This is a genomic window from Gemmiger formicilis, assembly GCF_016900095.1.
Taxonomy (GTDB): Bacteria; Bacillota; Clostridia; order Oscillospirales; family Ruminococcaceae; genus Gemmiger; species Gemmiger formicilis_A.
In genome coordinates this window covers 17,202-40,174 of record NZ_JACJJP010000006.1, presented here as the reverse complement: position 1 = coordinate 40,174, position 22,973 = coordinate 17,202, and the positions used below count along the sequence as shown (strand labels likewise).

Here is a 22,973-nt window from a genome sequence, read left to right as displayed (position 1 = left end):
AACAAACCGCAATGGCGTTCTTTCCGAAAGATTTTGTGTGGGGGGCGGCCTCTGCCGCCTATCAGATTGAGGGCGGCGTCCGGGAAAGCGGGCGCGGTCCCAGCATCTGGGATACCTTTTCCCATATCCCCGGCAAGGTAGCCCGGGATGAAAACGGAGATGTCGCCTGTGACAGCTACCATCGCTGGGCTGAGGACGTGGCAGCCCTCAAAGCCATGGGCCTGCAGGGCTACCGGTTCAGCATCGCCTGGCCGCGCATTTTTCCGGACGGCGACGGCGCCATCAACGAGGCGGGATTTGCCTATTACGATGCCCTGGTGGACGCCCTGCTGGAAAACGGCATCGAACCCTATGTGACGCTCTACCACTGGGATCTGCCCCAGGCGCTGGAAGACCGCGGCGGCTGGCAGAACATTGCCACCGCCCGGGCCTTCGGCCGGTATGCAGCGGCGGTGGCCGAGCATTTCCGCGGCCGGGTCCGCCACTGGTTCACCATCAACGAGATTGCCTGCGTGGTGGGGCTGGGCTACGGCAGCGGACTCCACGCGCCGGGGCTGCAGCTGCCGTTGGAAGGGCAGTTTGCCTGCTGGCAGCATGTACTGTACGCCCACTGCCTGGCAGAGCAGGCTCTCCACGCGGCGTATGCAGCCAACCGGGTGGGATTTGCCTCCACAGGACGGCTGTGCTATCCTGTCAGCGAGAATCCCCAGGACATCGAAGCTGCCCGCCGGCTGACCTTCGGCAGCCCCGACGATGACTGGACCTTTACCCACCAGATGGCGCTGGACCCGCTCTGTCTGGGACAGTGGCCGCAGCAGGACGTGGGGCCGCGGCTGGCGGCCTGCATCGCGGCGGTCCCCCGGGAAATCACCGAGGCGCTGGCCTTCGGCAAGCCGGATATGCTGGGACTCAACATCTATAACGCCCAGCCCGCCCGCATGGGGGAACAGGGCCCGGAATATGTCCGCCGTCCCACCGGGTATCCGCGCACGGCACTGGGCTGGCCGGTGGAGCCGGACAGCCTGGACTGGGGCCCGTACTTCATCGGGCAGCGGTATCATCTGCCTGTGTATATCACCGAGAACGGCCTGTCCTGCAATGACAAACTCTATCTTGACGGCAAGGTCCACGACGCGGACCGCATCGACTTTACGGCCCGTTATCTGAAAGCGTTGTCGAAAGGCATCGCCCGCGGTGCTAATGTGCGCGGCTACTTCCACTGGTCGCTGCTGGATAACTTCGAGTGGTACAGCGGCTACAGCGAGCGGTTCGGGCTGTATTTCCTTGATTACGCCACCGGCAACCGCCTTCCCAAGGACAGTTCTTTCTGGTACGCACGCACCGTACAGGCCAATGGCGCCAATGTGTAACATATCTCGCCATTATTTTCACAACATTGGTTATCAATTGAATGGGAAAGCCTTAGATTCTCCGTTTATACGCAATTCAATATGCAAATGGCTACCAGTAGCTCTGCCGGTATGCCCCACATAGGCAATCACTTGACCAGCCTGTACCTGCTGTCCTACTGTAACGCAAATGCTGGAACAATGCGCGTACAGAGTTTCCTGTCCATTACCATGATCGATCTTTACATGGTATCCGTAACTGCCTCCCCAACTGTCAGTGGCGTTGGCGATTGTTACGGTACCGGCTGCGGCGGCTAGGATGGGCGTTCCTTCCGGTGCGGCAATATCTGTACCGCTATGGTAACTGGTTTCACCGCTGATGGGATCAGTTCGATAACCAAACTGGGAAGTAATACTGCCGGCAACGGGGAGCGGCCATTGTAAAGCCCCATCACCAGTGCCAGTCAATCCCGGAGCCATAATATCCCCACTTCCCTGCACAAAGCCGCCCAGCAGTTCTCCCCAAAGGATTGCGGTATCTTCGCTTGACAGAAGTGTCAGGTATTCATTCTGCCTGTCTGTAAAGTGATAGGTTTCCCGCATTTCTTCCGATGTACGGTGGGTTAGTTCGATGATCAGGACGGTTTCGGTAATGGTTGTGGTTTCAGAGTTGCCATCTTCATCGGTTTGTTCTACCTCACATGTTTGTGTTTCAGTGCGCCAGCCTACTTCGTTCATGTCCCACAGCACCGTGCGCAATCGCTCAATATTATCCTCATCCAGATAGGCAACAGCGGTGCCGTTGACATCGCCCGCCGTTTGGGAAGCAAAGACCGCCAGGACATCCTGCCACGCAATGGCATAGCTGCCATCGTTAGACTCGATTTCCTGGCGGTCATATTCTACGCTGTTTTCGATTTCTTCCAGCCTGTCCCAATATTCCTCCGTAAGCTGTTCAACGGCATTCTGTACACTGATAGCATTCTCATCAGGGGACTCTGCAGCGAAAAAAATTCCATACGCCGACCCGGCCACAAGGGCAATCAAACAGACCAGTAGGATGATAAGCACGGTCACCAAGCCACCGGCAATCAGTGCAGCAGCAAGACTCTGCAGAGCAGCCAAAAGATGCCGAACTGCCGATCGGATGACAGCAATTATTTTCTTGGCTGCTTCTGCACTTTCCCGAGCAGCCTGCCGAGCCTGGTAGATTATTCTTTGTGTATGTTGCGCAGTTTGTCTTGCCTGTTTTTCCTTGCGGGCGGTATTGGCAGCCGTGCGAAGTTGTTTTTGATCCCTATCGACACCGCGTACTCCTCGGGTGGATTTCTTGATCTGTTGCTGACGCTCTTTGACTTTGCTGCTTTGCTTCTGAGCAGTGCGTCGTTTCTGCTCCTTTTTGGCAGTAGCTTGCGGATCCGAGTCAGAGACTTCATGGGCCGCGTTTTTCTTCTCTCGCAGTTCCGGAGCGTCCCTATGCACGGAATCATCCTGCGCTTGGACATCCTGTTCTCTATTGCGGGCGAACCGGTTTCTGGAAGTGGCACCTGTTTTTCGCAATGCAAAGAGAGCTCCTTCTTCCAGATAGGCTTCGCCTTGCTGGACAGTATATTCTTCCATTTCCTGTGCGAAAGCGTAGTTGCTGTCGGGCTTTGTACGTGTTGCCGAAATAATCTTTTCCTTGCTTTTCAGCCACGCCTGACGGGCAAGGGTTTTCGGCAGCCGGTTTGTCACATGCTCTTTCGGTGCTCGTCCAGAGGGTTTCTGCTTGGGTTCTTTGTGGGTATTTTCTTTCACTGAATCACCTGCTTTTTGAAAATATTTATATAAAAATGGCGGCTATCTGCTTTTCGAGCAGGTGGCCGCCTTTATCTATTTCTATGGATTACATCGGCCACAGGCTGTATAGCCTCTGGCGATCAATTCATCTCGGGAAGCATCTGTAAATTCCTTGTTCTTTTCGCTCATCTGATCGACACTGGAACACTCCGGGTAATGGAATTTCTTGGTGTGGGTATTCAGTACATAACGGCAATTTTGAGGAATTACAGTTGGAAGTGGTTCTTCGGAAACTGTCTGGTTTCCCGCGCTCCAGTCCTCGGATGGTGCCGTGCTGAACCAGCATTGCTGTCCGTCGGAATACACGGTGACTTCGCCCTGCTGATCGGTTCGATATAGGGTGATTCCATGCTGTTGCAGGGCGTTCAATGTCTGCGCTGTAGGATGTCCATACGGGTTGTCCGCCCCTACGCTAAGGAAGGCATAGGCAGGAGATGCCGCATCCAACAGTTCTTCACTGGTGGAAGAGGAACTACCGTGATGACCTACCACATATAAATCACAGGTCAGATCCTGCCCGGAAGCCACCATGTCCTGTTCGGCATCCTGCTCAGTATCTCCGGTCAGAAGGCATTGGAAATACCCGTAACAAATGCGCAAACAGAGAGATTTGTCGTTGTCCAAATCATAGTCATAATTTCGTGGCCCTACGACCTGGATTTTTGCATCGCCGAGAGAGAGGATATCTCCCTGGGTTGGGTAAATCACCGGAACATTCTTTTCTCCCAGCACGTTTTGCAGGGATTGGTAGATCTGCGTGTCGGGGATGTAGTCGGGCATTAGAGCCTGCTCCACTGGTGTGGCATGAAGCACACCCACCAGACCGCTGATGTGATCCTCATCATAGTGGGAAGCTGCCAGCCATTCCAGTTTGGTCACAGCGTGCTGTTGGAGATAGGCAACCACATAGGAGGACGCGCTGCGACCGCCGCCGTCATAGAGAAGATACTCGCCATCGGCCTGAACAAGGATAGAAAGCCCCTGCCCCACATCCAGCATGGTAAGGGAAAAATCAGCCTCGCCTGGCTCGCCCGATGTCGGTGGCACAGGCACAATAGAGCCATCTTCAGGAGTTTTGGTGACCAACGGAGTGACCGTTGGAACGGGTTCGACAGGTTCAGAATAAGAAGTACATGCCACACTGTTCAACAACAATGCCACCGCAAAAAATGCTCCGACAGCTCTACGCAAAACATCCTTTACCATACAAAACTCCCTATTTCTTGTGCACTCGCAGTTGGCTTTCAGTGTATCTTAATTGTCTTGCAAAATTAGACGAAAAGGCTCGAACGGACAGTGGGCAGGCGCGCAGAACTACCCGAATACGGGTTAATTACAGTTTACCGGCATTTTCCTGCAAAAGTCAACCCGTATTCGGGTAATTTCTCCTCGGTGCACTGCTATCATTTGTTTAACCCGAAAATGGGTAGCAGGAGGCGCCAAATGGACTATGCAAACATCTATGTAAAACGGATTCGTTCTTTATGTGAAACTCGTGGCATCAGCATCAATAAGCTGGCCACCATGAGCAACGTGAAGCAGTCAACATTGGATAATATCATGCGCGGCCTTACCAAAAATCCACGGATCAAAACGCTGCACAAAATTGCTATTGCATTCAATATGACACTGGCTGAATTTCTGGATTTCCCGGAATTAAATGCCTATTCCTTTGAAGATGACGATGAAGAGGAGTAAACAATAAAGGCACCACACGCGCATTGCAATTCACCATATTTTTATGGTATGCTAATAAAGACGTCGCTCAGTCGTTTATTTCACTTTTATGAATCATCAAAGGAGCGCTTTGACATGAATGTTCTGTTCAGTTCCAAGGAATACGATTTTCATACGCTCATCAAGGTTGCGGAAATAACCGGTCTTGCCGGGGTTGTGAGTTTTCATCAGGCAGGCGATGACTATCTTGTCACATTCCCGGATGTGGAGAAAACTGAAGAGATTGTGAAGGACTACCGGACACGGCTGCGCGATCTGGAAAATAACATCTGGTCACACTGACCTTACTTATGGGGGCCGCCTTGGGCGGCCCCTTATTTTTTTGCTTCATATACCTTATCCTTTCAATTGCTCATCGGGCTTGGTGGTCATCAGGCGGTAGAGCTGCGTATCCCGGGGGAAGCTGTTGGTAAAGGGCACCAGATTACCTGCGCAGCGGATCAGGCCGCAGCCGGCAGGCACATTGGTGATGTATCCCAGCTGGGTGTCCGAGATGTTCAGCAGTTTGGACAGCTCCTCCCGGTCAGTGGCGCTCTGGTTGAGCATGATCAAGAACTCCGAGTTGGCAAGCATCAGGCGGGCCGTATCGGAGCGCAGCAGTTCGTCCACGTTCTGCGTCATGCCGGTGATCAGGCCATTGTACTTGCGGATGCGCTTCCAGAGCTTGTAGAAGAAATTGGCGCTGTACTCGTACCGGAACAGGATGTAGAACTCGTCGCAGAAGATCCAGGTTCGGTGTCCACGCTTCCAGTTCTGGATCACGCGGTTGTAGATGGCATCCAGTGTCACCAGCATGCCGAGGGGCATCAGCTGTTCGCCCAGTTCCCGGATATCGTAGGCGATAATCCGTGCCTTGGTATCCACGTTGGTAGGCTGGGCGAAGGTGCCCAGGGTGCCGGTGATGAAGAGTTCCGAGGAAAGGGCCAGCCCCTGTGCTTCCGGTTCCGGCTGCATCTTGAGCAGACGGTAGAAGTCTTTCAACGTGGGGACTGCGCCCTTGTACCCGTTGCGGACATAGGGCATATAGACCTGCTCCGTGCAGCGGCCCAGGATGGATTTTTCCTTGGCGGTGACCAGCCCGCTCCCGATCAGCTGCTCAAACAGACTCAAGACAAATTCGCTTTTGGACACGATGGGGTTCCGCTCATCACCATAGGCGCGGTCCATATCCAGCGCATTGATGTGGGTATCCGATGTGGCCGAGATGCGGATGACCTCACCTCCGAAGGCTTCCACTAAATGCCCGAACTCGGATTCCACGTCAAGGATCAGGATATCATCCTCCGTGGACAGGGCAATCTGAGCGATCTCCTCTTTTGCGCTCATGGATTTGCCGGAGCCGGACACCCCCAAGCGGAAGCTGTTACCGTTGAGCAGCTGCCGGCGATCCACTACGATGCGGTTCTTGCTGACAGCGTTCTGTCCATAGTAGAGGCCATGGGTCTGCATGATTTCCTGGGCGCGGAAAGGAATGAGCACCGCCGTGCTTTCGGTAGTCAGGGTGCGCAGCGCCTCGATGCGCCGCAATCCATAGGGCAGTACGGTGTCCAGTCCATCCCGCTGCTGCCAGCGCAGGGTGGAAAGCTGGCACAGGTGCTTGCGGGCAACAGAGAGCAGCGATTCGGTATCATCATCCAGCTGTTCCTTGGTTCCCGCCATGTGGACGAGGGTGACCAGACCAAACATCATCCTCTGGTCGCGGGTGGTCAGATCATCCAGCATCTCCTTGGTTTCCTTGCGCTGAAGTTCCATATCATAGGGTACAATGGCCGACCAGTTGTTGTTGGCGTTCTGTTTCCGCTGCCAGTTGGTCACGTTAGTTTCTACACCCAACAGCGTATTCTGCAGCTGACGGGCGGCCTCATCGGTGGGAATGGGCAAGATGTCGATGGACAGCATCAGTTCCCGGTCCAGGTCGCAAAGTTCCGACACAAAGCTGTCCTTCAGGTAGCTTGCGAAGTCCTGGAGATAAAGCACCCGACCCACGCGGTCATCGATCTTGAAATGGTCAGCGGCGAACTCCATACTGCTGGGGCAAAGCCAGTCTTTGAAATGCTGGCCACGTCGGGCCTTCTGGTGGATATCGAACTCGGCTGCCGGCGGGTCTGCAGGACGGAAAAAGTCGCGGAAGATCCGCAGGCGCTCATTGAGGGAAAGTTCCTGCGCCACCGAGGACAGTGTCGCCAGCTTGGTGGTCAGATCAGTGCCGACGCGGGCAAAGTAGGTTCGGGCTTCCTCGATATTGCGCTTGACGACGCTGATGGTAAGATACCGCTCCCGGACGATGCTGTTGTTGCTCTCGGTGACCTGGGCGCGCAGCATCTCGTTGAATTCTTCGCGGTAATTGTCCAACCCATCCTCCTTGAGAGGCAGCAGAACAGACCGCTCGAACTCTTCCTTGTTGATCCGCCGGTTGTACAAAGTGATCTTGGCCGAGGCACCGGAGTCCAGTGCATTGAGCAGGTCGCAGTAGTCCAGGAACATTGCCGTCTTATCTTCTTTGCCGGCAATGGAATAGTTGATATCGGTGAACGACCAAGTTTTGGAGAACTGGTGGCCCACTTGGAAGATCCCATCCGCCCAAATGCGGCGGATGGGAATACAGTCCTGCACGTTGCGCGGAATGCGGAACTTTACACGCTCCTGTTTCCGCGCTTTGGACAGGGTCTTGATCAATGGCGCTTCTCCTTACGGCTGCGCTTTTTCTGTTTGGGTTTCTTCATACGCATTCCTCCCTGGATTGCATCGTAGTAATAGCTGTTGGAACGATAGACCAGCCGTTTGGGGCTCAGAATCTCGGATTTGCACCACGCCCAAAACAGCTGCTCGGCGGTCATACCGTGGTAGGAGAAAAATCCGCAGGCCGCGAAGGGTGCGGCGGCCAGGATGCAGACCCAGCCGATTTCCTCCGTTCCCAGTAGCGGACGGAGCAAAAAATAAACGCCCACCGCCACCCCAAGGGCCAGCAGTGAGCAGATAAACTGCCGGGTGTTGAGACCGAAGAAGATAGTCTCATGGTAGTCCCGGACTTCTTTGGGAATTTTGATTTCCATAGGCAATCACTCCTTTGCTTGAAACAAAAAAGCGGGCAGCCAAAATGACTGCCCGTTCCTGTTACGATCCCATTTCAGAGTTCATTCTTCATCATCCGGTGCTGGTGTCACACCAAACAGAATCCGCATGAAGTCCCGCCGTCCGTAAAGGATGCGGACAACATAGACGGATTCTTCATCGCCATGATAAAAGATGCGATAGCTTTCACTGGCAACACTACGATATCCCGTTTCGATCCCCGTAATCTGGAGCGGTGTTCCCGAATAGGGAAACTGTTCCAAAACGCGAAGAGATTTGAAGATGCGTGCCAGTACTCGCTTGGCCGCTTCCGGATTTTGCAGCTCCTCGGAAATATACCGTTTCGCATCAGATAGATCTTGTTTGGCCAGTCCTGACAGATACACTTTTGCCATAGCTCACCCCAGAAATTCTGACTCGACATCATCCAGAGCGAGCCATCCGTTCTCCCGACCGGAGCGTTCACCGCGGGCCAGTTCTGCCAGCAGCTTCAGCCCTGCACGTGTTCTTTCGTATTCCTCGATGTCTACCACAGCATAACGGCCTCTGCCGTTTCGAGTCAGAAATACCGGTTCATTCACAGACACGTCCCGCAGTACTTCGTTGTAGTTACGCAAATCCGAGATTGGCTTGATATTAGGCATAGGTACGCTCCTTTCCGCTTCTTATCCATAGTATAGCAGAAAGTGTTGCAGGATTCAACGATGAATTTTACGAAAGATTTGTCACAAGCCCACGATTTCCTTTACGATCCGGTCGCATCCTTTCACCGCGCCAACCAGCACCAGCAGGTTGAAGGCCAGTTCTCCCACATAGGTCCAAGTGGCTGTTACTACCGAGACGCTGGTATCCACAGCGGGCGGGCTGGAAGACACGGCGGAGAAGATGATGCAGGCCAAGGCGATGACTACGCCCTGCAGGCAGACACCGGCATAACTGCGCAGGAAGTTCTTGCCCACATTGGACGTGGGTTCTCCGGCAAAGGACGAAAGCGGAATGGGCGCAATGGCCGCGTACATCCAAAGGGAAAACATCCGGCCATACACGGTCAGGATCATCACGAAGGATAGTACGGTAATGAGCAGCCCGCCGATCAGCGTCACAGCCCAGAGCGGGATGGAGTCCCAGAAGCCCACCTCATTGATGGCGTCGATCAGCTCTTGGGGCAGTGTAACCGCACTCATTCCGGATACGCCGGATTGGTTGATCACCGTGGAGACCATCCCCTGCACGATCTGGAAGATGGCCAGCATCAGATCCAGGCCATAGGTCACAGCAGCCTTGGCAAGTGCGAAGCGGATAAAGAGCTTGAGAGCCTGTTCGGGGCGTTTGGCCTCCACGAAGGTTCCACAGGTCTTGACCACACCGGCTGCGAAGAAGAGCACCAGCAGCCCGTAACCAATGGCTTGCAGAGCCCCGTGGATGCCCACCATCACAGCCCATACCTGCCCGTCCTTGAAGGTCTGCGGGCTCTGGGTCAGTAGCTGCCAGATCTCCCCCAGCTTGTCATTCCAAGTGGTCAGGGCAGCATTGAGGTTGCTTACGATCCAGCTGTCACCCACGGTGCATCACCTCCTTTCCTGATATCTTCCGGCGCATCAAACTCCGGTGCCGACGATCAGGTCCAGGATCTCTTTGGCAAAGGTGATGATGATGCCGCCTGCCAGCGTCAGGAAGCCCTGGCTGCGCTGGCTGGGGTCATGGCTCTGCAGCGACAGGCCCACCTGCACAATGCCCCAGCCCAGCAGGATCAGGCCGATGGCACGGATGATGGAGAAGATGAAGGTACTGAGGTTGTTGACAACAGTCAGCGGGTCGCCGTCGGCCAGCACCGGCGTGGCGGCGCAGCAGACCAGAACCAGAGCGGCATACAGCGCGAAGGCGCGGCGGGTCAGACGTTTGGTGCGGGGCATATCAATCTTGTTGCGATGCATGGGCATCCCTCCTTGGATAAGTAAACATGGGTTTCGGTTGTTCGGCTGTCGGCAGGAAATCATCCATGTCCAGCAGTTCGTAGTTTTCGGCATCGCCCACCAGATCCTCGTGGGCATCCGGCGCGGCGGTGTAGTCATAGGGCGGCGTGCCGCCATCTTCGGTGAATCGGATGTTCGGGTGCCGGAGCAGGTTGTACTTCCAGTCCATGACCGGACGTTCCCCGCGCACAAACAGCAGCGCCTTGTCGTTGGAAAGCAGGCGCACTTCGTCGGGGGTCATCAGGTCGCGGGCTGCTTGCTGGTGGCTGGTGCTGCTACTGCCGCTGCGGCCTCGTGAAAGGCTTCGGCTGGTGGTTTCCACCGTTTCCTTGCCGATCAGCTCGGACACGTACTTGTGGGTGCCTTGCTCATTGCCGCCCAGGTAGAGAAACTCATCGCACAGGCCCACCAGCGATTCCCAGCTGTCCTTGTACATGGATTTCAGCTGGGCGATGTTCTGCACAATGATGGAACAGAAGATGCCGCGGGAACGCATGGTTGCCAGTGCTGACAAAAAGCTATCCTTGGGCAGCGAGATATTCGGGAACTCGTCCATCAGGCAGTGGACCGGCACCGGGAGCCGTCCCCGATGGACACGGTCTGCCTGATAAAAGAGAGTCTGGATCAGCTGGGTGTAGACCATGCCCACCAGATAGTTCAGGGAACGGTCCGCATCCGGGATGCAGCAGAACAGCGCCACCCGTTTTTCTCCCAGCTCGTCCAGATGCAGTTCATCGGTCATGGTCAGTCGGGCGATCTGAGGCAGATTGAAGGCAGCCAGCCGGACGCCGACACTTACCAGGATGGACTTGGCGGTTTTTCCGGCGGCCTGCTTGTAAATGCCATACTGCTTGACGGCAATGCTTTCCGGATCGCGCATGGCCAGACGCTCAAAGAGGATATCCAGGGGCGACTCGTAGCTCTCGTCCTCCTCCTTGACATGGGCGCTGCCCAGCAGCTCCATAACCATGCCGAAGTTCTGTTCCTCCGGCGGAGCCTCATGCAGCAGATACAGCATGAGGGCCTGGAGCAGCGCAGTCTCGGATTTTTCCCAAAAAGGGTCGGAGCTCTGTGCATGGGGTGGTGTGGTATTTTGGATCAGGTTGGAGATCAGCTGCAGCACATCCTTGTCATCCCGCACATACCGAAAGGGGTTATAGCAGAAAGATGCGTCAGGGTTAAGCAGATCGAACACCCGGACTTCATACCCGATTTGCTTAAGGAAGCCACCAGTTTTACGCAGAATTTCCCCTTTGGGGTCGGTGATGACCATGGAGCAGCCGGTACACAAAGCTCCCTTCATCGTCAGACGCCCGGACTCCAGCACATTGGGCACCGCATAGGTACGGGTCTTGCCGGCACCTGCGCCGCCGACGATCAGCACATTGGTGTTGTGCTTGTGCTTATAGCCATCCACGCCGATGCGGAAATTGCGCGTCATCAGCAGGTTGGGGCCTTGGGTATCCCGGTAGCGACGGTTGAGCTCTTTGGCGCTCCCCCATCTGGCAGAGCCGTGTTCCTCACCCGGACGGGTGTTGCGGTGTTCACTGGATGCGACGAGGGCAATCACAGCATACAAGCCGGTGAAGATCAGCAGGAAGCGTGGGGTCTGGCTGCTCCATGCAAGAGGAAGCGGTTCAGCCAGCATCTCATTGCAGGCGCTCAGCAGGCCGGACAGATTCATTCCGGGCTGCCAGCGCATAGCCATGGCCGCTGCGGCCCACCAGATCAGCGGAAGAGGCAGCAGCCAGATCCACCATGGAGTTGGCGTTTTCTGCAATCAGCAAACCACCCTGTTTAAGCAGATGATACTGCTTTTGATCAAAAACGCTGCACAGGCCGCAGGATCGGCAAATACGTTCGTCGCGTTGCCATCGATTCTGTTAGTCACGTGTTCTTTCCTCGCTGGAGTGTTTTCTGGATGAGCTGCGGCTTTTCTCCTGGGGTACCGCCTCCTCGATACATTCCATCACTTCCTCCAGCAATTTCTTCTTGAATACATTTTTTAAATCACTGGAGCTGCAATACATAACTCCATTGCCCTCCACAACACAAAGTAACTTTACGGTTCCGGGAATTTTCTCGTTCCTGACTGCCAGTTTTCCTTCCTCTGTAATGTGCGTGGAGAAGCCTCGTTTCTCCAAACAATCGGATACAGCCACGAAGAATTTCTGCCTTGAGGCGTTGTCAATCATAATCGAATTCCTCTCTTTATCAGCGCTCTGCCTGTTCGCAGCGCCCTGTACCGCTTCGTTGCTGAAGCCGACTGGCTTCCCAGTCCGTCCGCTTCTTCCACAAGGCCGGAAGCGCGTGCGGCAAAGCCGGGTCCACTTCTGCGGTATCGATGGTGAGCGTCTTGGCCAGTTCTTCAGCCAGATCCTCTTTGGGTTCGTCTTTGTGCTGAACCGAAAAGAAATCCCTGGGGATATTGCTTCGATGCAGCCGGTACTCGATCTCGGTCTGCAGCATCTGGTGTTCCAGGTCTTGGTCAAACCCACCCACATCGTATCTTCGGATCATCGCACGGTTCATGCAGATGCGCTCCACCTGCTGCGGCAGATCCTTGCAATCCGGATAGCGGCGGCACAGCGCCTGCCCATCGGGGGCGTCCGGTCGGAACAATGCGAGATACTTTCTGCCGGTATAAGCATACATAGCGATATACCCGCAGAGCTCCCACTCAGCTCCCCCGAAGGGCACACGCATCCTGGCCAGACGGTCAGGGGCGGCCAAGGCAGACAAATACACGGCCCGCCCCTGCATGACCAACCAGGCGCGAAAATCCATAAAGCGGTCATCGGAAGTGCCGTAGTTGATGATAGAGGCCGCCGCACACAGCTTGGGCGTATCGGCCAGCTGCATGAAGGCTTCCTGCAGCCGGTACCAGGCAAAGAAATCCCGGTCAGGCAGCTTGGTCAGTTCCCAAAACAAGGCTTCCATCATGGAGGCCTCATTCTGCGGGTCGGCCACCTGTTGGGCCCGTTCAATCAGGCTCCAGAAATCATCGATATTCAAGAACATCCCTCCTTATCGAATCGCTGCCGCAGGGCAGTAAAAAAGGCCCGCCCGGTGACGGGCAGGCCCTGTGCGGTTCTTTCTTCTTCCAAAGCAAAACGTGCCTCCAATTGTCGGGCAGTGTAGTCGGCGCGGAAAGGCTGCCAAGTATGGGCATCCATTTCCAGAAGCCGCTGCCAGAGATTCGGGCAATGTTTACGAAGCTTCCGCAGTTCCGACAGCGGCTGCAAAGGACAGCACCAGCAGGAAACCCTGCGAAAGATATCGTACAGTCCACCCCAGTCGAAGCCGCGGGCATAGCAATAGTTGAGGCAGTCTGCTTCCGTCATCCCCCATTCCACCAACGGGTAGTGCAGGTCCTTACAGCGGTGTGCTTCGTCCGCAGCAATGCCCACATACTGTACCAGATGATACTGCCTGCGCAGATCCCGCAGGTGCTTGTTGATGACGTGGGTTTTCAGACGCCCGGTACACCAGCGGCAGGAATGGGAAGGCCAGCTGAGGCCCCGGTCCGTGACCAGCTTGGCGTTGGGGTTGGCTGTATACTCGTAGAAGTATTGCTCTGCTGTCAGCGGGGCTTTCAGACGGGTAATGGGCCGCCCGATGTAGCGTTCCAGTCTGGCCAGGTGATCATACATCTGCGGAAATTCCCAGCCTGTGTCACAGAACAGGATCTCATCGATGGGTCGGGCTTCCTCCAGAAGTCGAAGAAGCATCGCCGTCGAATCTTTTCCACCTGACAGCGACGCGATGGTATAGACAGGTTTCAGATTGTTGGGTTCCAACACCCCCTAAAAGAAAAATGCCAGGGAAAACTCCCTGGCAGGATACAGATGGTAATTCAGCGCGTATGGCCGAAGAGATGGAAAGGCACTTTGGCCCGAAGCAGATTGGCAAGGGCCGCGTCGGCGGCGTCGGTGTAACCACCGCTGGCAATGCGCTGGTTGCGCAGGTCATTGAGGGCATTCCTTGCCAGCAGGTATTCGGCCTCCTCCAGACGCAGGCATCCGGGGTCTGTGGCATCGATGCGCAGGATCAGACGTCCTACTTCTTCACAAGGCTGCCCACTGGCTTTCAGGGTACGATACCGGGCATGGAGTGCGCGGATGAGAATACTTTTGTCGTTCCGGTCCATCTTCATGATACGTTCGCTCATGGGCTTCCTCCTTTGGTTTGTTTTACCGAAACAGTATCACATACAGGCGCAAATAGCTATCCCGCAAATGAAAACAAACGGAAAACTTTTACCCGCGGACCGGACCGTCCCGGTGGATTCGGATGGGCGACCTGGGCATGGGGGAATGTTCCTTGCGGGCGGCCAGAATGGCGCGGATCTCGCCCAGTTCCAGTCGGACGCTGGGACGTTTACCCCGGACCCGCACCTGGTCGGCGCGGAATCCGGGCCACATAGGCGGCGATTTCTCGCTGCTGTTCGAGGAAGGCATGGACGGAGGGGCGGGTTCCGGCTCCGTCTGGCGACGGGCCGGGAAAGGAAAAACCGGCGGTTCGTCCTCCTTCTGAGGTTCTTTCTGCGGAGTGTCCGGTGCTTCAGTGGGCACGACCTCCATGTCCTGCGCCACCTCATCCACCGCTTCTGCCATACCGGTGTCCACTACATCCAGCTGCAGGCGGTCAAAGATACGATTCACCTTGGAGGCGTCATCCGCCAGGATTGCGATCTCGATATGGTCGGGATCGGTCTTGTCCCGCATGGGGACAAACAGCAGGCCGTGCATCTTTGCCTCGTGGGCAAATTCCCGCATCCGCTCTTTTTCCACTGAGAAGAATTTTAACGGCTTGCCCTCCCTCAACAGGCGGACCAGCCGGGTTTTGCCATGGACTTTTTTCTGATCCTTGAGTATCGCGGCCACAAACTTGGCAAAGGTGATCGCCGCCGATCCCGAAAGACGCAGGGCAACTTCGGTGCCCTCCAGCGAGTAGCGAACGACCTGCTCTGCCGGTTCTGCGCCGTAGTTCATCTGGCTTCTCCTTTGTGACGCTGTACGTCTTTGGCCTTCGGACGGCTGATCACCTCGAAGGAATCCATTCCAGGCAGAAGGCTCAGAGCCCGTCCGTTGTCCCACTTCATAAGCAGCTGACCCGCATCATCCACGCCCATCACCGTGCCGGTTGTGCCGGGCGGAATGGGCTGGGGATCGTCGGGCATATTCAGCAACCGAACACGGGTGCCGGGCGGGTAGTGATCACGGGCGTACTGGGCCCGGTAATTCCATTGATTCGCGTTCATGGGCATTACTCCTTCCCTGTTCGGCACGGCGCTTTTGTTCTTCTTCCTGGCGCTGTGCCATTTCCAGCGAATGTTCTTCGATTCGCTTGCACAATTTGATGGTCTTGCGCAGTTCCCGCAGACGTTGGGTAATCAGCGGGATTTGGTCACTTTTCGGATCGGTCTTGTACAGGCGATTGCGCTCTGCGTTCAGCTGCCGCACCTCCGCTTCCGTTTGGGCACGGAGATCTCGCAGCTGCGCCAGAGTGCGGATATCCCGGTTCATCAGAAATTCGTACTGTTCAATTCGCTTGTCGAGTTGACGAATCTCCTCCCTCACGGCCGGGGATGGATACCAAGGTTTACGGGGAAAGACCCCCAGCATATACAGTTCCCGATAATAGAAAACGCGCAAGCCTTTGAGCTTGCGCGCTTTCCGGTAGGTCCCGTGCAGCCGGGTATGATGGACGTGTGGTTCTGCTGGGTAGATTTTCTGCGAGTAGAGGATGCGCTGTTTGATGGCCTCCGGGGTATACTGCTTTCCCAGGGTTTTGAAACGTACAAACCGTTCTTTGCCCGGTGGACGCAAGGTGGGATACTTCCTTCCCATGCGTATCTCATACCCTTTGCGTTCCAGCGCTCTGACAAACTGGGTCCAGGTCACACATTGGCTGACGGCTTCCTCGATATCCTGCCGGATCAGGGTCCGCCAGGTCGGCTTGCCGGCTTCTTCTGCCTGCCACTTGGCATATTGCTTTTTTCCTTTCTCCCCTTCCGGAGTTTCAATCACCGAAAGGCCGTATTTTCGGCAGAGCGCATCGGAACGGGCCCGCACCTCGGTATAGTAGGACTTGGCATTGCTGTGGTATTTCCGGCCATTGTCCAGAGCCACCGAACACCACACAATATGATTGTGATAGTGTTTGGTATTGAGGTGAGTGGTAACCACCGCCTGAAAACGGCCTTGCAGCAGCTGCTCAGCCAGCTCCACCCCGATCTGATGAGCCAGTTCCGGCGTGACTTCTCCCTCAGCGAAACTTTGAACAAGGTGATATCCCTGCACACCGGCATTTTGTTGCCAGCGCTGTACCGTATCCCGCATATCTTCGAAGGCGGTTTCACATACACAGCTGAGTCCAGTTTCAAAGCAATCCGACTCCGTCTTATCCCGGTTGAGGGCATAGTCCACTGCGTCCTGCAAAGACTTGGGACTGCGTGTTGTCTTGGTTTTATCCCGCACATAGTCCACCGCTCGGTCCAGGCGGCGGACGGGGATAATGGATGTATAGGCCATAGCTCATCTTCCTTCCTCCCTGGTTTTTCGGGGAGTTTTCCGTTTGGGTTGCGGCGCTTCTTCCGGCAGACACGGATGACTGATGTTGCGGTAGTCCATGTTGAAGAAGATGCCTCGCAGCTTGCCCGAAAAGTGGTTTTCCTTGGCGATCTTCTCCGGAGTCCCACGGCTCTCGATGTAATCGTGAGGTCCGCCATACAGGCGGGTCACCATCTCGTCCTTTTCGGGGTCATAGGACATAAAGCGCAGATCAAAGCATACCGTCGACAGCTGCATCCCTACAAAGGACGCGAAGTGCTGTTGACGGTTTTCCTGTTCCGTCAGCGGAGGATGTGCTTCTGCCGAAGGCTGCAGCTGCAGTGTGGTGGTACAGACGTTGGTCCAGAACTCCACCGGCAGATCCGACGGCAGCTTCAGGTTGGTGTGTTCGGGGACATAGGCCATATAGTAGCGCTCGGCGTCCGGCTCTTTTCCCACCAGAATGCCGTCTTTACTGATTTCACTCACCACCAGCAGGCAGTTCCATTCTTTCTTCTTCGCGTCAAATCCCATGTAGCGCTGTTTGGCGCGGATGACAACGGGCGGTCTGCGAAAGTCATCATTCACAAAAAGCTGATAGTCGGCATCGCTGAGCACCAGAGCCCGCTGTACGGAGAACTTCTGCGGCTTGCTCATAAACGGCGAAATATTCTGAAGTTCAGTAACATCCAGTACGCCGGATACAAAATTGGCGGTTTCCTGATATTTCTTTACCATTGATTTTTCACCTCCTTCCAGATTTCCTGTGAGATCCGAATCATTTTATCCACGCTCTCCTGACCGGCCACACCAGTACTGTTTGCCCGATGGGCCACCTGGTTGGCGTTGTTGCAGAGTCCGGACACTTTTCGCAGCAGGTCCTCATGATGGGTACAGGGACGCGGACGAATGGTTTCGCCCATAATCAGCGCCCGCAGGAGCTTTTCACGAGATAACCCGCTTTGCGCTGCCAGCCGGTTCAGATGCTTCAGTTCCTTCTCGGTCAGCCGAAGGGGAATAACGTGGCGGCGCTTCCGTCCGGTCACCGGACGGCATCCGGGTGTCCGATGCGAATTTCCTGGTTGTGGCACGACTCGAGGGCCACCTGCTTCTTCGGTACCCCCGTAAGATCCAGAAGTGTCTTGTCCGGGAGATAGGCACCGAACATCTGCCCGGCCACCCTGGTCAGGAGAATTGCTTCTTTTTCGGATACCGTGGTAACCAGAGAACAATGGAAGGCACCGTACACCGTATCATACCCTTCCTTGGGAATGTCGGTTTCGAATGCGTACCGCTGCCCCAGGGCACTGCAGAACTGCCGGTAGTCTTTGGGCGAGAGCTCCAGCATTTCTTCGGCAAGGAAGGGGTACGGTACGCCCTCCGCTGCTTCCTCTTTCAACCGCTCCAAGTCGGTCACCAGCGGGTAAAACTGTGCCCGCATCTCAAATCCACTCATGGTTTTCACCTGTTCCTTTCCCAAGATAATCAATATAACGCGTTACCGATCCCGTTCATGCAAAATACTGTTAATGGCCCACCTTACGGAGCACCCTTTCCGCGGGGGACTCTTCGACTACGTCGCCGGTTTCAAGATACAGTATGCTGGATTTGGGAATATACTTGTATCCATCAAACGCGTTGCCAACCGTAAACACATCCGTGGGCGCAGCCTTTCGGACTCGGGTGACAACACTTTGGTCGTCGGGCGTCTCATAATCCTCACTACAACGGATGATGGTTCCGTCCAGCAAGTGAATGAGATACTCCTGCAGCATTATGACGTCTTGTTCCATTTGTATACCTCCGGTATTCTTTCTTCTTGTACTTTGGCGGCACGGCGCTTGCAGGCCGTCGGGGGTTTGGGGCACACCCCAAAAATCTGCGTTTGGATATCCAAACGCTATGCTAGCAAAACCGTCTGCCAGCAGGTGAGAGGTCGTTCCCCTCCCCTTTCAGTCGGTGAGAAGTTCTCCCTTTTCGGCGGCCTGCAAAACGCCATCCAACGTGGTGAGGACCTTGCTGTATTTCTTGGCAAGGCCCACTTCCGCGTTGGTAGTCGCATCCGAATGCTTGCCGCAAACCACCAACACTGTGCAGCGGAGCAGTTTGTCCCGCACAATTTCGTTGAAAGCATGGCGTTCATCAGGGTTTTCCAGCACAATGAACTGCCCGTCCTGCAAACGAGGACAGACCGGCACATACCCGCACTGAAAAATCGTGCGGCAATAGCCGCGCAAAGTCTTGGAATTGGTGTCATTGGTGGCACACACATAGGCCCAGGGACGTTTCATATCAGTTCTCCTTCCAAAAATGAGGCGGAGTGAATCATGCTATGATTCACTCCGCTGTCGGTTTATGTTACGTTCAGAAAAAGTGAATCATAGCATGATTCACTTTTGGGATTCGAGCGCCTGCTTCACACGCTGGGTACCAAGCTGGAAGTAGGTGGCGGAGAGCTCGACGCCTACCGCTTCATAGCCTTCCTGGACCGCAGCCAGAATGGTGGTACCAGAACCGGCAAACGGGTCGAGGATTCGACCTCCCGGTTCACAGATCTGCACCACGTCCCGCATGAGTTGCAGGGGCTTTTCGGTCACATGAATGCGGTTGGCGGGGTTGGCCTGACGGAATACCCCCGGCAAACAACCCACATTGCGCTCCAGCGGCATCTTGCCGTTGGAACCCCAAACGATAAACTCGGCCTGCTGGCGGAACCGCCCCCGCTGCGGGCGGCTGGACGGCTTATCCCACACTGCGATTCCGCGCCAGATCCACCCGGCCCACTGCAGGGCATCGGTCATGGAGGGCAGCTGCCGCCAGTCGATGAACAGACAGATGGGCGCGCCGGGCTTGCAGGCAGCGCGCACCATCTGAAGCCATTCGCAAGTCCACCGGGTCCAGCTGCGTTGATCCATCTGGTCGCTATCGAAATCCGGCAGAGCCTTGCCGCCACGCAGGTTGCTGTACTTCTCGGTGGTCGAGCGGTTCTTGGCTGTCTGGTTGGCACCGCCGCTGGCATAGGGCGGATCGGTAATAACGGCATCAAAGACGGCTCTGGTCATGTGCGGAACAATGTGCATGACATCGCCATGCAGGATCGTCCAGTTGTTGCCGCTGACCCGTTCCGGTGCGGGCAGAGAAAAATCGTTGGAAGAAAACAACGTGTTTTGCTGGAGGGTATTCGTCAAAGGCATCATCCTTTCTGTAACTCAGCGTTCAGGTGCTTTCGGCGGCTTGACCTGCTCAATGCTGTACAGCCGCACATGGGTCCCGTTGATGGCCAGGACACTGTTGGTCGGGTTATCCACTGTGTTTCCCGGCAGGATAAAGGCATCCGCGCCCAGGTAAACCGCACCGGCCACAGTTCCCATCACGGTGGCGTGGCCTTCTACCATAGGAATGCACTCCGTACTCGGGTTTTTGCGGACAACAGCGTGCCCACATACCAATGCGCATTCCTGCACCGTACCACCGGTCACAACTGCATAATCACGGACGCGGGCCTGCCCGCCGACTTCCGCAGTCCCTGCGACCAGTGCCGTTCCACTGACCCGTGCCTGGCCGGTCAAAAATGCGTTGCCTGAAACGAATGCTTTCTCACAGCAGACCGCATCCCCATAAATCCAGGCATCATCGTTTTCCTGGGACAGATTTTCCTCGCTCTGGACATAGCCACCCAGGGTGCCGGGGCCAACGGTTTCGCTCACCCGCTGCAGGGCGCGGATACGGTGCAGGCTGGGATCTTTGGGATGCGCGATGTCGGTGATCTCGTACTTCTTCGAAGGCGTGACTTCTTCCACCGTGAAGTCGAAGTCGTGGTCCTGCCAGAAATGCACATACAGCAGGCCATCTTCGGTCTCGATTTCACGCTGTTCGAAGCCCTCGCCCCAGCCATCTGAATACTGTCCGGTCAGGTAGTCCATGAGCTTGTCCCAGCCAGGTGCCGAAAGATCCTCATCCGCCCGCACCGTGGTACAGCCATAAAGCCGCCCGTTCCAAACTTCCACCGAGGGGACCAGACTCCGAACGTGCTGCTTAATGTAATCGCTCTCATCGAAGTATTTCATGAGATCTTCGGTACCGTTGTCGGTGTAAGCCTTGACTGCCTTTTCAATTTCCTCCGCATAGAGCAGCAGTTCTTCGCCGTTGTATTCGTCGGCGGAATCCTCATATTCATACTCTCCGGCCTGGTACAGTTCACCAGTCAGCGGAGAGTACATTTTGAAAATGCGTTCACTCAATCGCATCACCTCCGTTATGGTCATCGCGCCAACTCGGTGCGATGTTGGGTACAGGCACATCTTGCCTGTTTGATTTGTTTGGCGAGGTCGGCATAGTCGCCGCCCTCGATCTGCGGCAGGCACAGGGACACTTTGTACTTGCTGCCGAGATTGCGGGCAATGGCAAGCGCCGCATGGCGGCCCGGCTCATCATTGTCCATGCACAGTTGGATGGTGTCCACATCCGGGTGCTGCCGCAGGAACTCCACCAACGCCACCGGCGTCTTGATCTCCACATTTTCTTCTTTCGGAGCATAGATGCCGCCCAGCGAGAGGCGGTATTTGTCTGCGGTATTATCGGAGAGAGTCATCTCAGCCATGGCATCAATAGCCGCCTCAAATACTGCCACTGTGGTGGAAGGATGCAGCGGCGGAATGCAGAAGCCATACCGCTTGTCGCTGCCCGGCGTTTCGGCTTTAAATGGACGGCCATGGCTGTAGGTCCCCCGAAGGGCTGCATACCGGGCCGTGCCGTTTTCATCCTTGCCGATAAACACACAGTTGTGATACGGAAGGCTTTCGTACACGAGGCCACGGTCCACACAGTAACTGAGCACCACTGGGGAGATGCCTCGCCCGCAAAGGTACGCCACAACCCGGGCGTTGTTGCGGGCAGCAGGCGGAAGAGAGAACTCCGGGCGCTTCTGCTCCACCTCCTCATGGGCGACAGGGATGTACCCTGGTACCTCATCACACAGCATCCGCACGGCTTCTACGAATCCGCACTGCTCCACATGGACGAGATAGTCCAGGGCAGACTTGCCTCCGATCCCACGACTTTTCCAGTGCCAAATGCTGGACTCTCCGTTGATCTTGAAGCTATCATGGCTGCGAAGTTCAAACTCGCCGTGGGCGCTGCTTTTGACCAGATCTGCGGAACGATACCGCCGCAAGAATTCAATGGCCGTCATCTTTTTGGCGGCGGCGATCTGTTCCTTGCTGACACCAGGCATCAGGAAAGGGCCCTCATCAGCAGGCTGCTTTTATCCACCTGCTCCCAAGGAAAATCCTCACGTCCGAAATGCCCGCCGACGGCAGTACGGGCATAGATCGGCTGCCGCAGATTGAGGGTTTCGATCATGCCTGCCGGGGTCAGATCGAACACATGGCGCACTGCCGCTGCCAGATATTCGTCATCCCAACGAAAACACGTTTGGAAGGTGTCCACCGTAACCGCCATGGGCTTGGCCATGCCGATGGCATAGGTCAGGGCCACGCGGCAACGGTCCGCAATATTGGCAGCCACAAGGTTCTTCGCAATGTAGCGGGCCATGTACGCAGCGGTCCGATCAATCTTGGTGGGGTCCTTGCCGGACAGTGCCCCGCCGCCCTGGCTCACAAAAGGCCCGTAAGCATCCACCATGAGTTTGCGGCCCGTCAGGCCGGTGTCGGCTTCCGGGCCGCCCACCACGAAGCTGCCGCTGGGGTTGAGGATGACTTCCATCCGATCATCAGTGGGCATCCCTTTGAGGGCGGGCAGAATGACCTGGGAGAAGATGTCGGCCTGGATATCCTCGATATGTACCCCCGCGTCATGCTGGACCGACAGCAGGATCTGATCTACCCGCAGCGGTTTGTCATCTTCATACTCCACAACCACCATGGCTTTGCCGTCGGAGCCGATGCCATGCACCGCGTCGGTCATGCGGGCCAGGGTCAGCAAACTGGTAAGACGATGGGCGATGATCACGGGCATGGGCATCAGTTCGGGCGTTTCGTTGCAGGCGTATCCGATGACGACACCCTGGTCCCCTGCCCCGATGGCCTCATCATCTTCAGGGCTGTCTGCGGGCACCTCAACAGCTCCGGCAATATCCGGACTCTGCGGATGCAGATAGCAGTCGATCTGAAAGCTCTTGGGGTCGTACCCAACGCTGTGCAGCACGTCCCGGGCAATGTTGAACACGTCGGGGTTTGCTTCGGTGGTAATCTCACCGGCCACAATGATGTGACCACGGGTGGCCATGACCTCACAGGCGACGCGGCTGGCGGGATCTCCGGTCAGACACGCGTCCAGGACGTTGTCTGCAATGAGATCGCAGAGCTTGTCGGGGTGGCCTTCGGTGACAGATTCAGCAGAATAAAAAGTGCGCATAGATTTCTCCTTTGTATGTTGATTGGTGTTTATGGCAAAACAAAAAGGCGCACAGCCGGGAGGGCTGCGCGCCT

Annotated in this window: 29 protein-coding genes; 3 read left to right on the top strand and 26 right to left on the bottom strand. The window is 55.8% G+C overall.

The window, feature by feature from the left end:
* Positions 1 to 11 precede the first annotated feature (11 nt).
* On the top strand, positions 12 to 1,370 hold the full coding sequence (locus H6B15_RS04400; protein ID WP_204646522.1) for a GH1 family beta-glucosidase: 1,359 nt from the start codon (positions 12 to 14) through the stop codon (positions 1,368 to 1,370).
* 33 nt (positions 1,371 to 1,403) lie between these two features.
* Here H6B15_RS04400 and H6B15_RS15760 read toward each other — a convergent pair whose 3' ends face one another.
* Both H6B15_RS15760 and H6B15_RS04390 read right to left on the bottom strand, forming a co-directional pair.
* The gene (locus tag H6B15_RS15760) at positions 1,404 to 3,146 is read right to left on the bottom strand and encodes a M23 family metallopeptidase (RefSeq protein ID WP_345941931.1); all 1,743 of its coding nucleotides are present in this window, start codon (positions 3,144 to 3,146) and stop codon (positions 1,404 to 1,406) included.
* Between the two features lie 81 nt (positions 3,147 to 3,227).
* The gene (locus tag H6B15_RS04390; RefSeq protein WP_204646520.1) at positions 3,228 to 4,394 is read right to left on the bottom strand and encodes a ComEC/Rec2 family competence protein; all 1,167 of its coding nucleotides are present in this window, start codon (positions 4,392 to 4,394) and stop codon (positions 3,228 to 3,230) included.
* Between the two features lie 237 nt (positions 4,395 to 4,631).
* Here H6B15_RS04390 and H6B15_RS04385 point away from each other — a divergent pair, with 237 nt between their 5' ends.
* The gene (locus tag H6B15_RS04385) at positions 4,632 to 4,886 is read left to right on the top strand and encodes a helix-turn-helix domain-containing protein (RefSeq protein ID WP_204646519.1); all 255 of its coding nucleotides are present in this window, start codon (positions 4,632 to 4,634) and stop codon (positions 4,884 to 4,886) included.
* 114 nt (positions 4,887 to 5,000) lie between these two features.
* The gene (locus H6B15_RS04380; protein ID WP_204646518.1) at positions 5,001 to 5,207 is read left to right on the top strand and encodes a hypothetical protein; all 207 of its coding nucleotides are present in this window, start codon (positions 5,001 to 5,003) and stop codon (positions 5,205 to 5,207) included.
* A gap of 54 nt (positions 5,208 to 5,261) precedes the next feature.
* On the opposite strand, the gene H6B15_RS04375 is transcribed toward H6B15_RS04380, so the two are convergent.
* The 24 genes from H6B15_RS04375 to metK form a co-directional block, all read right to left on the bottom strand.
* Positions 5,262 to 7,601, bottom strand: coding sequence for a VirB4-like conjugal transfer ATPase, CD1110 family (locus H6B15_RS04375; RefSeq protein WP_204646517.1), 2,340 nt, complete (start codon positions 7,599 to 7,601; stop codon positions 5,262 to 5,264).
* Entirely contained in the window at positions 7,598 to 7,978 is a 381-nt protein-coding gene (locus H6B15_RS04370) for a PrgI family protein (RefSeq protein WP_204646516.1), read from the bottom strand. Before H6B15_RS04370 ends, H6B15_RS04375 begins: the two co-directional genes overlap by 4 nt.
* Positions 7,979 to 8,059: 81 nt before the next feature.
* Positions 8,060 to 8,392 (bottom strand): type II toxin-antitoxin system RelE/ParE family toxin, encoded by a 333-nt coding sequence (locus H6B15_RS04365; protein WP_204646515.1) that lies wholly within the window; start codon positions 8,390 to 8,392, stop codon positions 8,060 to 8,062.
* A gap of 3 nt (positions 8,393 to 8,395) precedes the next feature.
* Positions 8,396 to 8,641 (bottom strand): type II toxin-antitoxin system prevent-host-death family antitoxin, encoded by a 246-nt coding sequence (locus tag H6B15_RS04360; protein ID WP_204646514.1) that lies wholly within the window; start codon positions 8,639 to 8,641, stop codon positions 8,396 to 8,398.
* Between the two features lie 81 nt (positions 8,642 to 8,722).
* The gene (locus H6B15_RS04355; RefSeq protein ID WP_204646512.1) at positions 8,723 to 9,559 is read right to left on the bottom strand and encodes a hypothetical protein; all 837 of its coding nucleotides are present in this window, start codon (positions 9,557 to 9,559) and stop codon (positions 8,723 to 8,725) included.
* A gap of 36 nt (positions 9,560 to 9,595) precedes the next feature.
* Positions 9,596 to 9,931 carry a TrbC/VirB2 family protein gene (locus tag H6B15_RS04350; RefSeq protein WP_242853501.1) on the bottom strand — a complete coding sequence of 112 codons (336 nt, stop codon included), beginning with the start codon at positions 9,929 to 9,931 and terminating at the stop codon, positions 9,596 to 9,598.
* Positions 9,912 to 11,678 carry a VirD4-like conjugal transfer protein, CD1115 family gene (locus H6B15_RS04345; RefSeq protein ID WP_204646510.1) on the bottom strand — a complete coding sequence of 589 codons (1,767 nt, stop codon included), beginning with the start codon at positions 11,676 to 11,678 and terminating at the stop codon, positions 9,912 to 9,914. The genes H6B15_RS04350 and H6B15_RS04345 overlap by 20 nt, the downstream gene beginning before the upstream one ends.
* Positions 11,620 to 11,757, bottom strand: coding sequence for a hypothetical protein (locus H6B15_RS04340; RefSeq protein WP_204646508.1), 138 nt, complete (start codon positions 11,755 to 11,757; stop codon positions 11,620 to 11,622). Before H6B15_RS04340 ends, H6B15_RS04345 begins: the two co-directional genes overlap by 59 nt.
* Positions 11,758 to 11,853: 96 nt before the next feature.
* On the bottom strand, positions 11,854 to 12,165 hold the full coding sequence (locus H6B15_RS04335) for a hypothetical protein (RefSeq protein WP_204646506.1): 312 nt from the start codon (positions 12,163 to 12,165) through the stop codon (positions 11,854 to 11,856).
* Positions 12,166 to 12,184: 19 nt separating this feature from the next.
* Entirely contained in the window at positions 12,185 to 12,985 is an 801-nt protein-coding gene (locus H6B15_RS04330) for a DUF4240 domain-containing protein (protein ID WP_243424273.1), read from the bottom strand.
* Entirely contained in the window at positions 12,982 to 13,773 is a 792-nt protein-coding gene (locus H6B15_RS04325; protein ID WP_345941930.1) for a phosphoadenosine phosphosulfate reductase family protein, read from the bottom strand. The genes H6B15_RS04330 and H6B15_RS04325 overlap by 4 nt, the downstream gene beginning before the upstream one ends.
* A 53-nt stretch (positions 13,774 to 13,826) precedes the next feature.
* Entirely contained in the window at positions 13,827 to 14,141 is a 315-nt protein-coding gene (locus tag H6B15_RS04320) for a hypothetical protein (RefSeq protein WP_204646504.1), read from the bottom strand.
* 88 nt (positions 14,142 to 14,229) lie between these two features.
* Positions 14,230 to 14,964: a PcfB family protein gene (locus H6B15_RS04315; RefSeq protein ID WP_204646503.1), complete on the bottom strand. Its 735-nt coding sequence runs from the start codon at positions 14,962 to 14,964 to the stop codon at positions 14,230 to 14,232.
* On the bottom strand, positions 14,961 to 15,233 hold the full coding sequence (locus H6B15_RS04310; RefSeq protein ID WP_204646502.1) for a DUF4314 domain-containing protein: 273 nt from the start codon (positions 15,231 to 15,233) through the stop codon (positions 14,961 to 14,963). The genes H6B15_RS04315 and H6B15_RS04310 overlap by 4 nt, the downstream gene beginning before the upstream one ends.
* Entirely contained in the window at positions 15,190 to 16,413 is a 1,224-nt protein-coding gene (locus H6B15_RS04305) for a relaxase/mobilization nuclease domain-containing protein (RefSeq protein WP_243424271.1), read from the bottom strand. The genes H6B15_RS04310 and H6B15_RS04305 overlap by 44 nt, the downstream gene beginning before the upstream one ends.
* A 96-nt stretch (positions 16,414 to 16,509) precedes the next feature.
* A complete protein-coding gene (locus H6B15_RS04300) occupies positions 16,510 to 17,262 on the bottom strand; it encodes a hypothetical protein (protein WP_204646498.1) in 753 nt (250 codons plus the stop codon).
* Positions 17,256 to 17,570 (bottom strand): plasmid mobilization protein, encoded by a 315-nt coding sequence (locus tag H6B15_RS04295; protein WP_204646497.1) that lies wholly within the window; start codon positions 17,568 to 17,570, stop codon positions 17,256 to 17,258. Before H6B15_RS04295 ends, H6B15_RS04300 begins: the two co-directional genes overlap by 7 nt.
* On the bottom strand, positions 17,567 to 17,989 hold the full coding sequence (locus H6B15_RS04290) for a hypothetical protein (protein WP_204646495.1): 423 nt from the start codon (positions 17,987 to 17,989) through the stop codon (positions 17,567 to 17,569). Before H6B15_RS04290 ends, H6B15_RS04295 begins: the two co-directional genes overlap by 4 nt.
* A gap of 61 nt (positions 17,990 to 18,050) precedes the next feature.
* Entirely contained in the window at positions 18,051 to 18,317 is a 267-nt protein-coding gene (locus H6B15_RS04285; protein WP_204646493.1) for a hypothetical protein, read from the bottom strand.
* A gap of 159 nt (positions 18,318 to 18,476) precedes the next feature.
* The gene (locus H6B15_RS04280; protein ID WP_204646491.1) at positions 18,477 to 18,815 is read right to left on the bottom strand and encodes a hypothetical protein; all 339 of its coding nucleotides are present in this window, start codon (positions 18,813 to 18,815) and stop codon (positions 18,477 to 18,479) included.
* 99 nt (positions 18,816 to 18,914) lie between these two features.
* Complete coding sequence (locus H6B15_RS04275) at positions 18,915 to 19,721, bottom strand: DNA methyltransferase (protein ID WP_204646489.1); 807 nt, start codon at positions 19,719 to 19,721, stop codon at positions 18,915 to 18,917.
* 12 nt (positions 19,722 to 19,733) lie between these two features.
* Positions 19,734 to 20,765, bottom strand: a complete 1,032-nt coding sequence (locus tag H6B15_RS04270; protein ID WP_204646488.1) for a hypothetical protein — start codon at positions 20,763 to 20,765, stop codon at positions 19,734 to 19,736.
* Positions 20,766 to 20,785: 20 nt separating this feature from the next.
* The gene (locus tag H6B15_RS04265) at positions 20,786 to 21,757 is read right to left on the bottom strand and encodes a DUF3991 domain-containing protein (protein ID WP_204646486.1); all 972 of its coding nucleotides are present in this window, start codon (positions 21,755 to 21,757) and stop codon (positions 20,786 to 20,788) included.
* On the bottom strand, positions 21,757 to 22,899 hold the full coding sequence (gene metK, locus H6B15_RS04260; protein WP_204646484.1) for a methionine adenosyltransferase: 1,143 nt from the start codon (positions 22,897 to 22,899) through the stop codon (positions 21,757 to 21,759). The genes H6B15_RS04265 and metK overlap by 1 nt, the downstream gene beginning before the upstream one ends.
* Positions 22,900 to 22,973 lie beyond the last annotated feature (74 nt).

Excerpts from the sequence above, each read along its gene's own strand:
- H6B15_RS04400 (WP_204646522.1), top strand. The coding sequence starts at position 12 with ATGGCGTTCTTTCCGAAAGATTTTGTGTGGGGGGCGGCCTCTGCCGCC.
- H6B15_RS04385 (WP_204646519.1), top strand. The coding sequence starts at position 4,632 with ATGGACTATGCAAACATCTATGTAAAACGGATTCGTTCTTTATGTGAA.
- H6B15_RS04310 (WP_204646502.1), bottom strand. The coding sequence starts at position 15,233 with ATGAACGCGAATCAATGGAATTACCGGGCCCAGTACGCCCGTGATCAC.
- H6B15_RS04390 (WP_204646520.1), bottom strand. The coding sequence starts at position 4,394 with ATGGTAAAGGATGTTTTGCGTAGAGCTGTCGGAGCATTTTTTGCGGTG.
- H6B15_RS04280 (WP_204646491.1), bottom strand. The coding sequence starts at position 18,815 with ATGAAACGTCCCTGGGCCTATGTGTGTGCCACCAATGACACCAATTCC.
- H6B15_RS04360 (WP_204646514.1), bottom strand. The coding sequence starts at position 8,641 with ATGCCTAATATCAAGCCAATCTCGGATTTGCGTAACTACAACGAAGTA.
- H6B15_RS04315 (WP_204646503.1), bottom strand. The coding sequence starts at position 14,964 with ATGAACTACGGCGCAGAACCGGCAGAGCAGGTCGTTCGCTACTCGCTG.
- H6B15_RS04335 (WP_204646506.1), bottom strand. The coding sequence starts at position 12,165 with ATGATTGACAACGCCTCAAGGCAGAAATTCTTCGTGGCTGTATCCGAT.
- H6B15_RS04370 (WP_204646516.1), bottom strand. The coding sequence starts at position 7,978 with ATGGAAATCAAAATTCCCAAAGAAGTCCGGGACTACCATGAGACTATC.
- metK (WP_204646484.1), bottom strand. The coding sequence starts at position 22,899 with ATGCGCACTTTTTATTCTGCTGAATCTGTCACCGAAGGCCACCCCGAC.
- H6B15_RS04365 (WP_204646515.1), bottom strand. The coding sequence starts at position 8,392 with ATGGCAAAAGTGTATCTGTCAGGACTGGCCAAACAAGATCTATCTGAT.
- H6B15_RS04300 (WP_204646498.1), bottom strand. The coding sequence starts at position 17,262 with ATGGTAAAGAAATATCAGGAAACCGCCAATTTTGTATCCGGCGTACTG.
- H6B15_RS04265 (WP_204646486.1), bottom strand. The coding sequence starts at position 21,757 with ATGCCTGGTGTCAGCAAGGAACAGATCGCCGCCGCCAAAAAGATGACG.
- H6B15_RS04285 (WP_204646493.1), bottom strand. The coding sequence starts at position 18,317 with ATGGAACAAGACGTCATAATGCTGCAGGAGTATCTCATTCACTTGCTG.
- H6B15_RS04345 (WP_204646510.1), bottom strand. The coding sequence starts at position 11,678 with ATGGCTATGCGCTGGCAGCCCGGAATGAATCTGTCCGGCCTGCTGAGC.
- H6B15_RS04275 (WP_204646489.1), bottom strand. The coding sequence starts at position 19,721 with ATGATGCCTTTGACGAATACCCTCCAGCAAAACACGTTGTTTTCTTCC.
- H6B15_RS04320 (WP_204646504.1), bottom strand. The coding sequence starts at position 14,141 with ATGAGCGAACGTATCATGAAGATGGACCGGAACGACAAAAGTATTCTC.
- H6B15_RS04380 (WP_204646518.1), top strand. The coding sequence starts at position 5,001 with ATGAATGTTCTGTTCAGTTCCAAGGAATACGATTTTCATACGCTCATC.
- H6B15_RS04350 (WP_242853501.1), bottom strand. The coding sequence starts at position 9,931 with ATGCATCGCAACAAGATTGATATGCCCCGCACCAAACGTCTGACCCGC.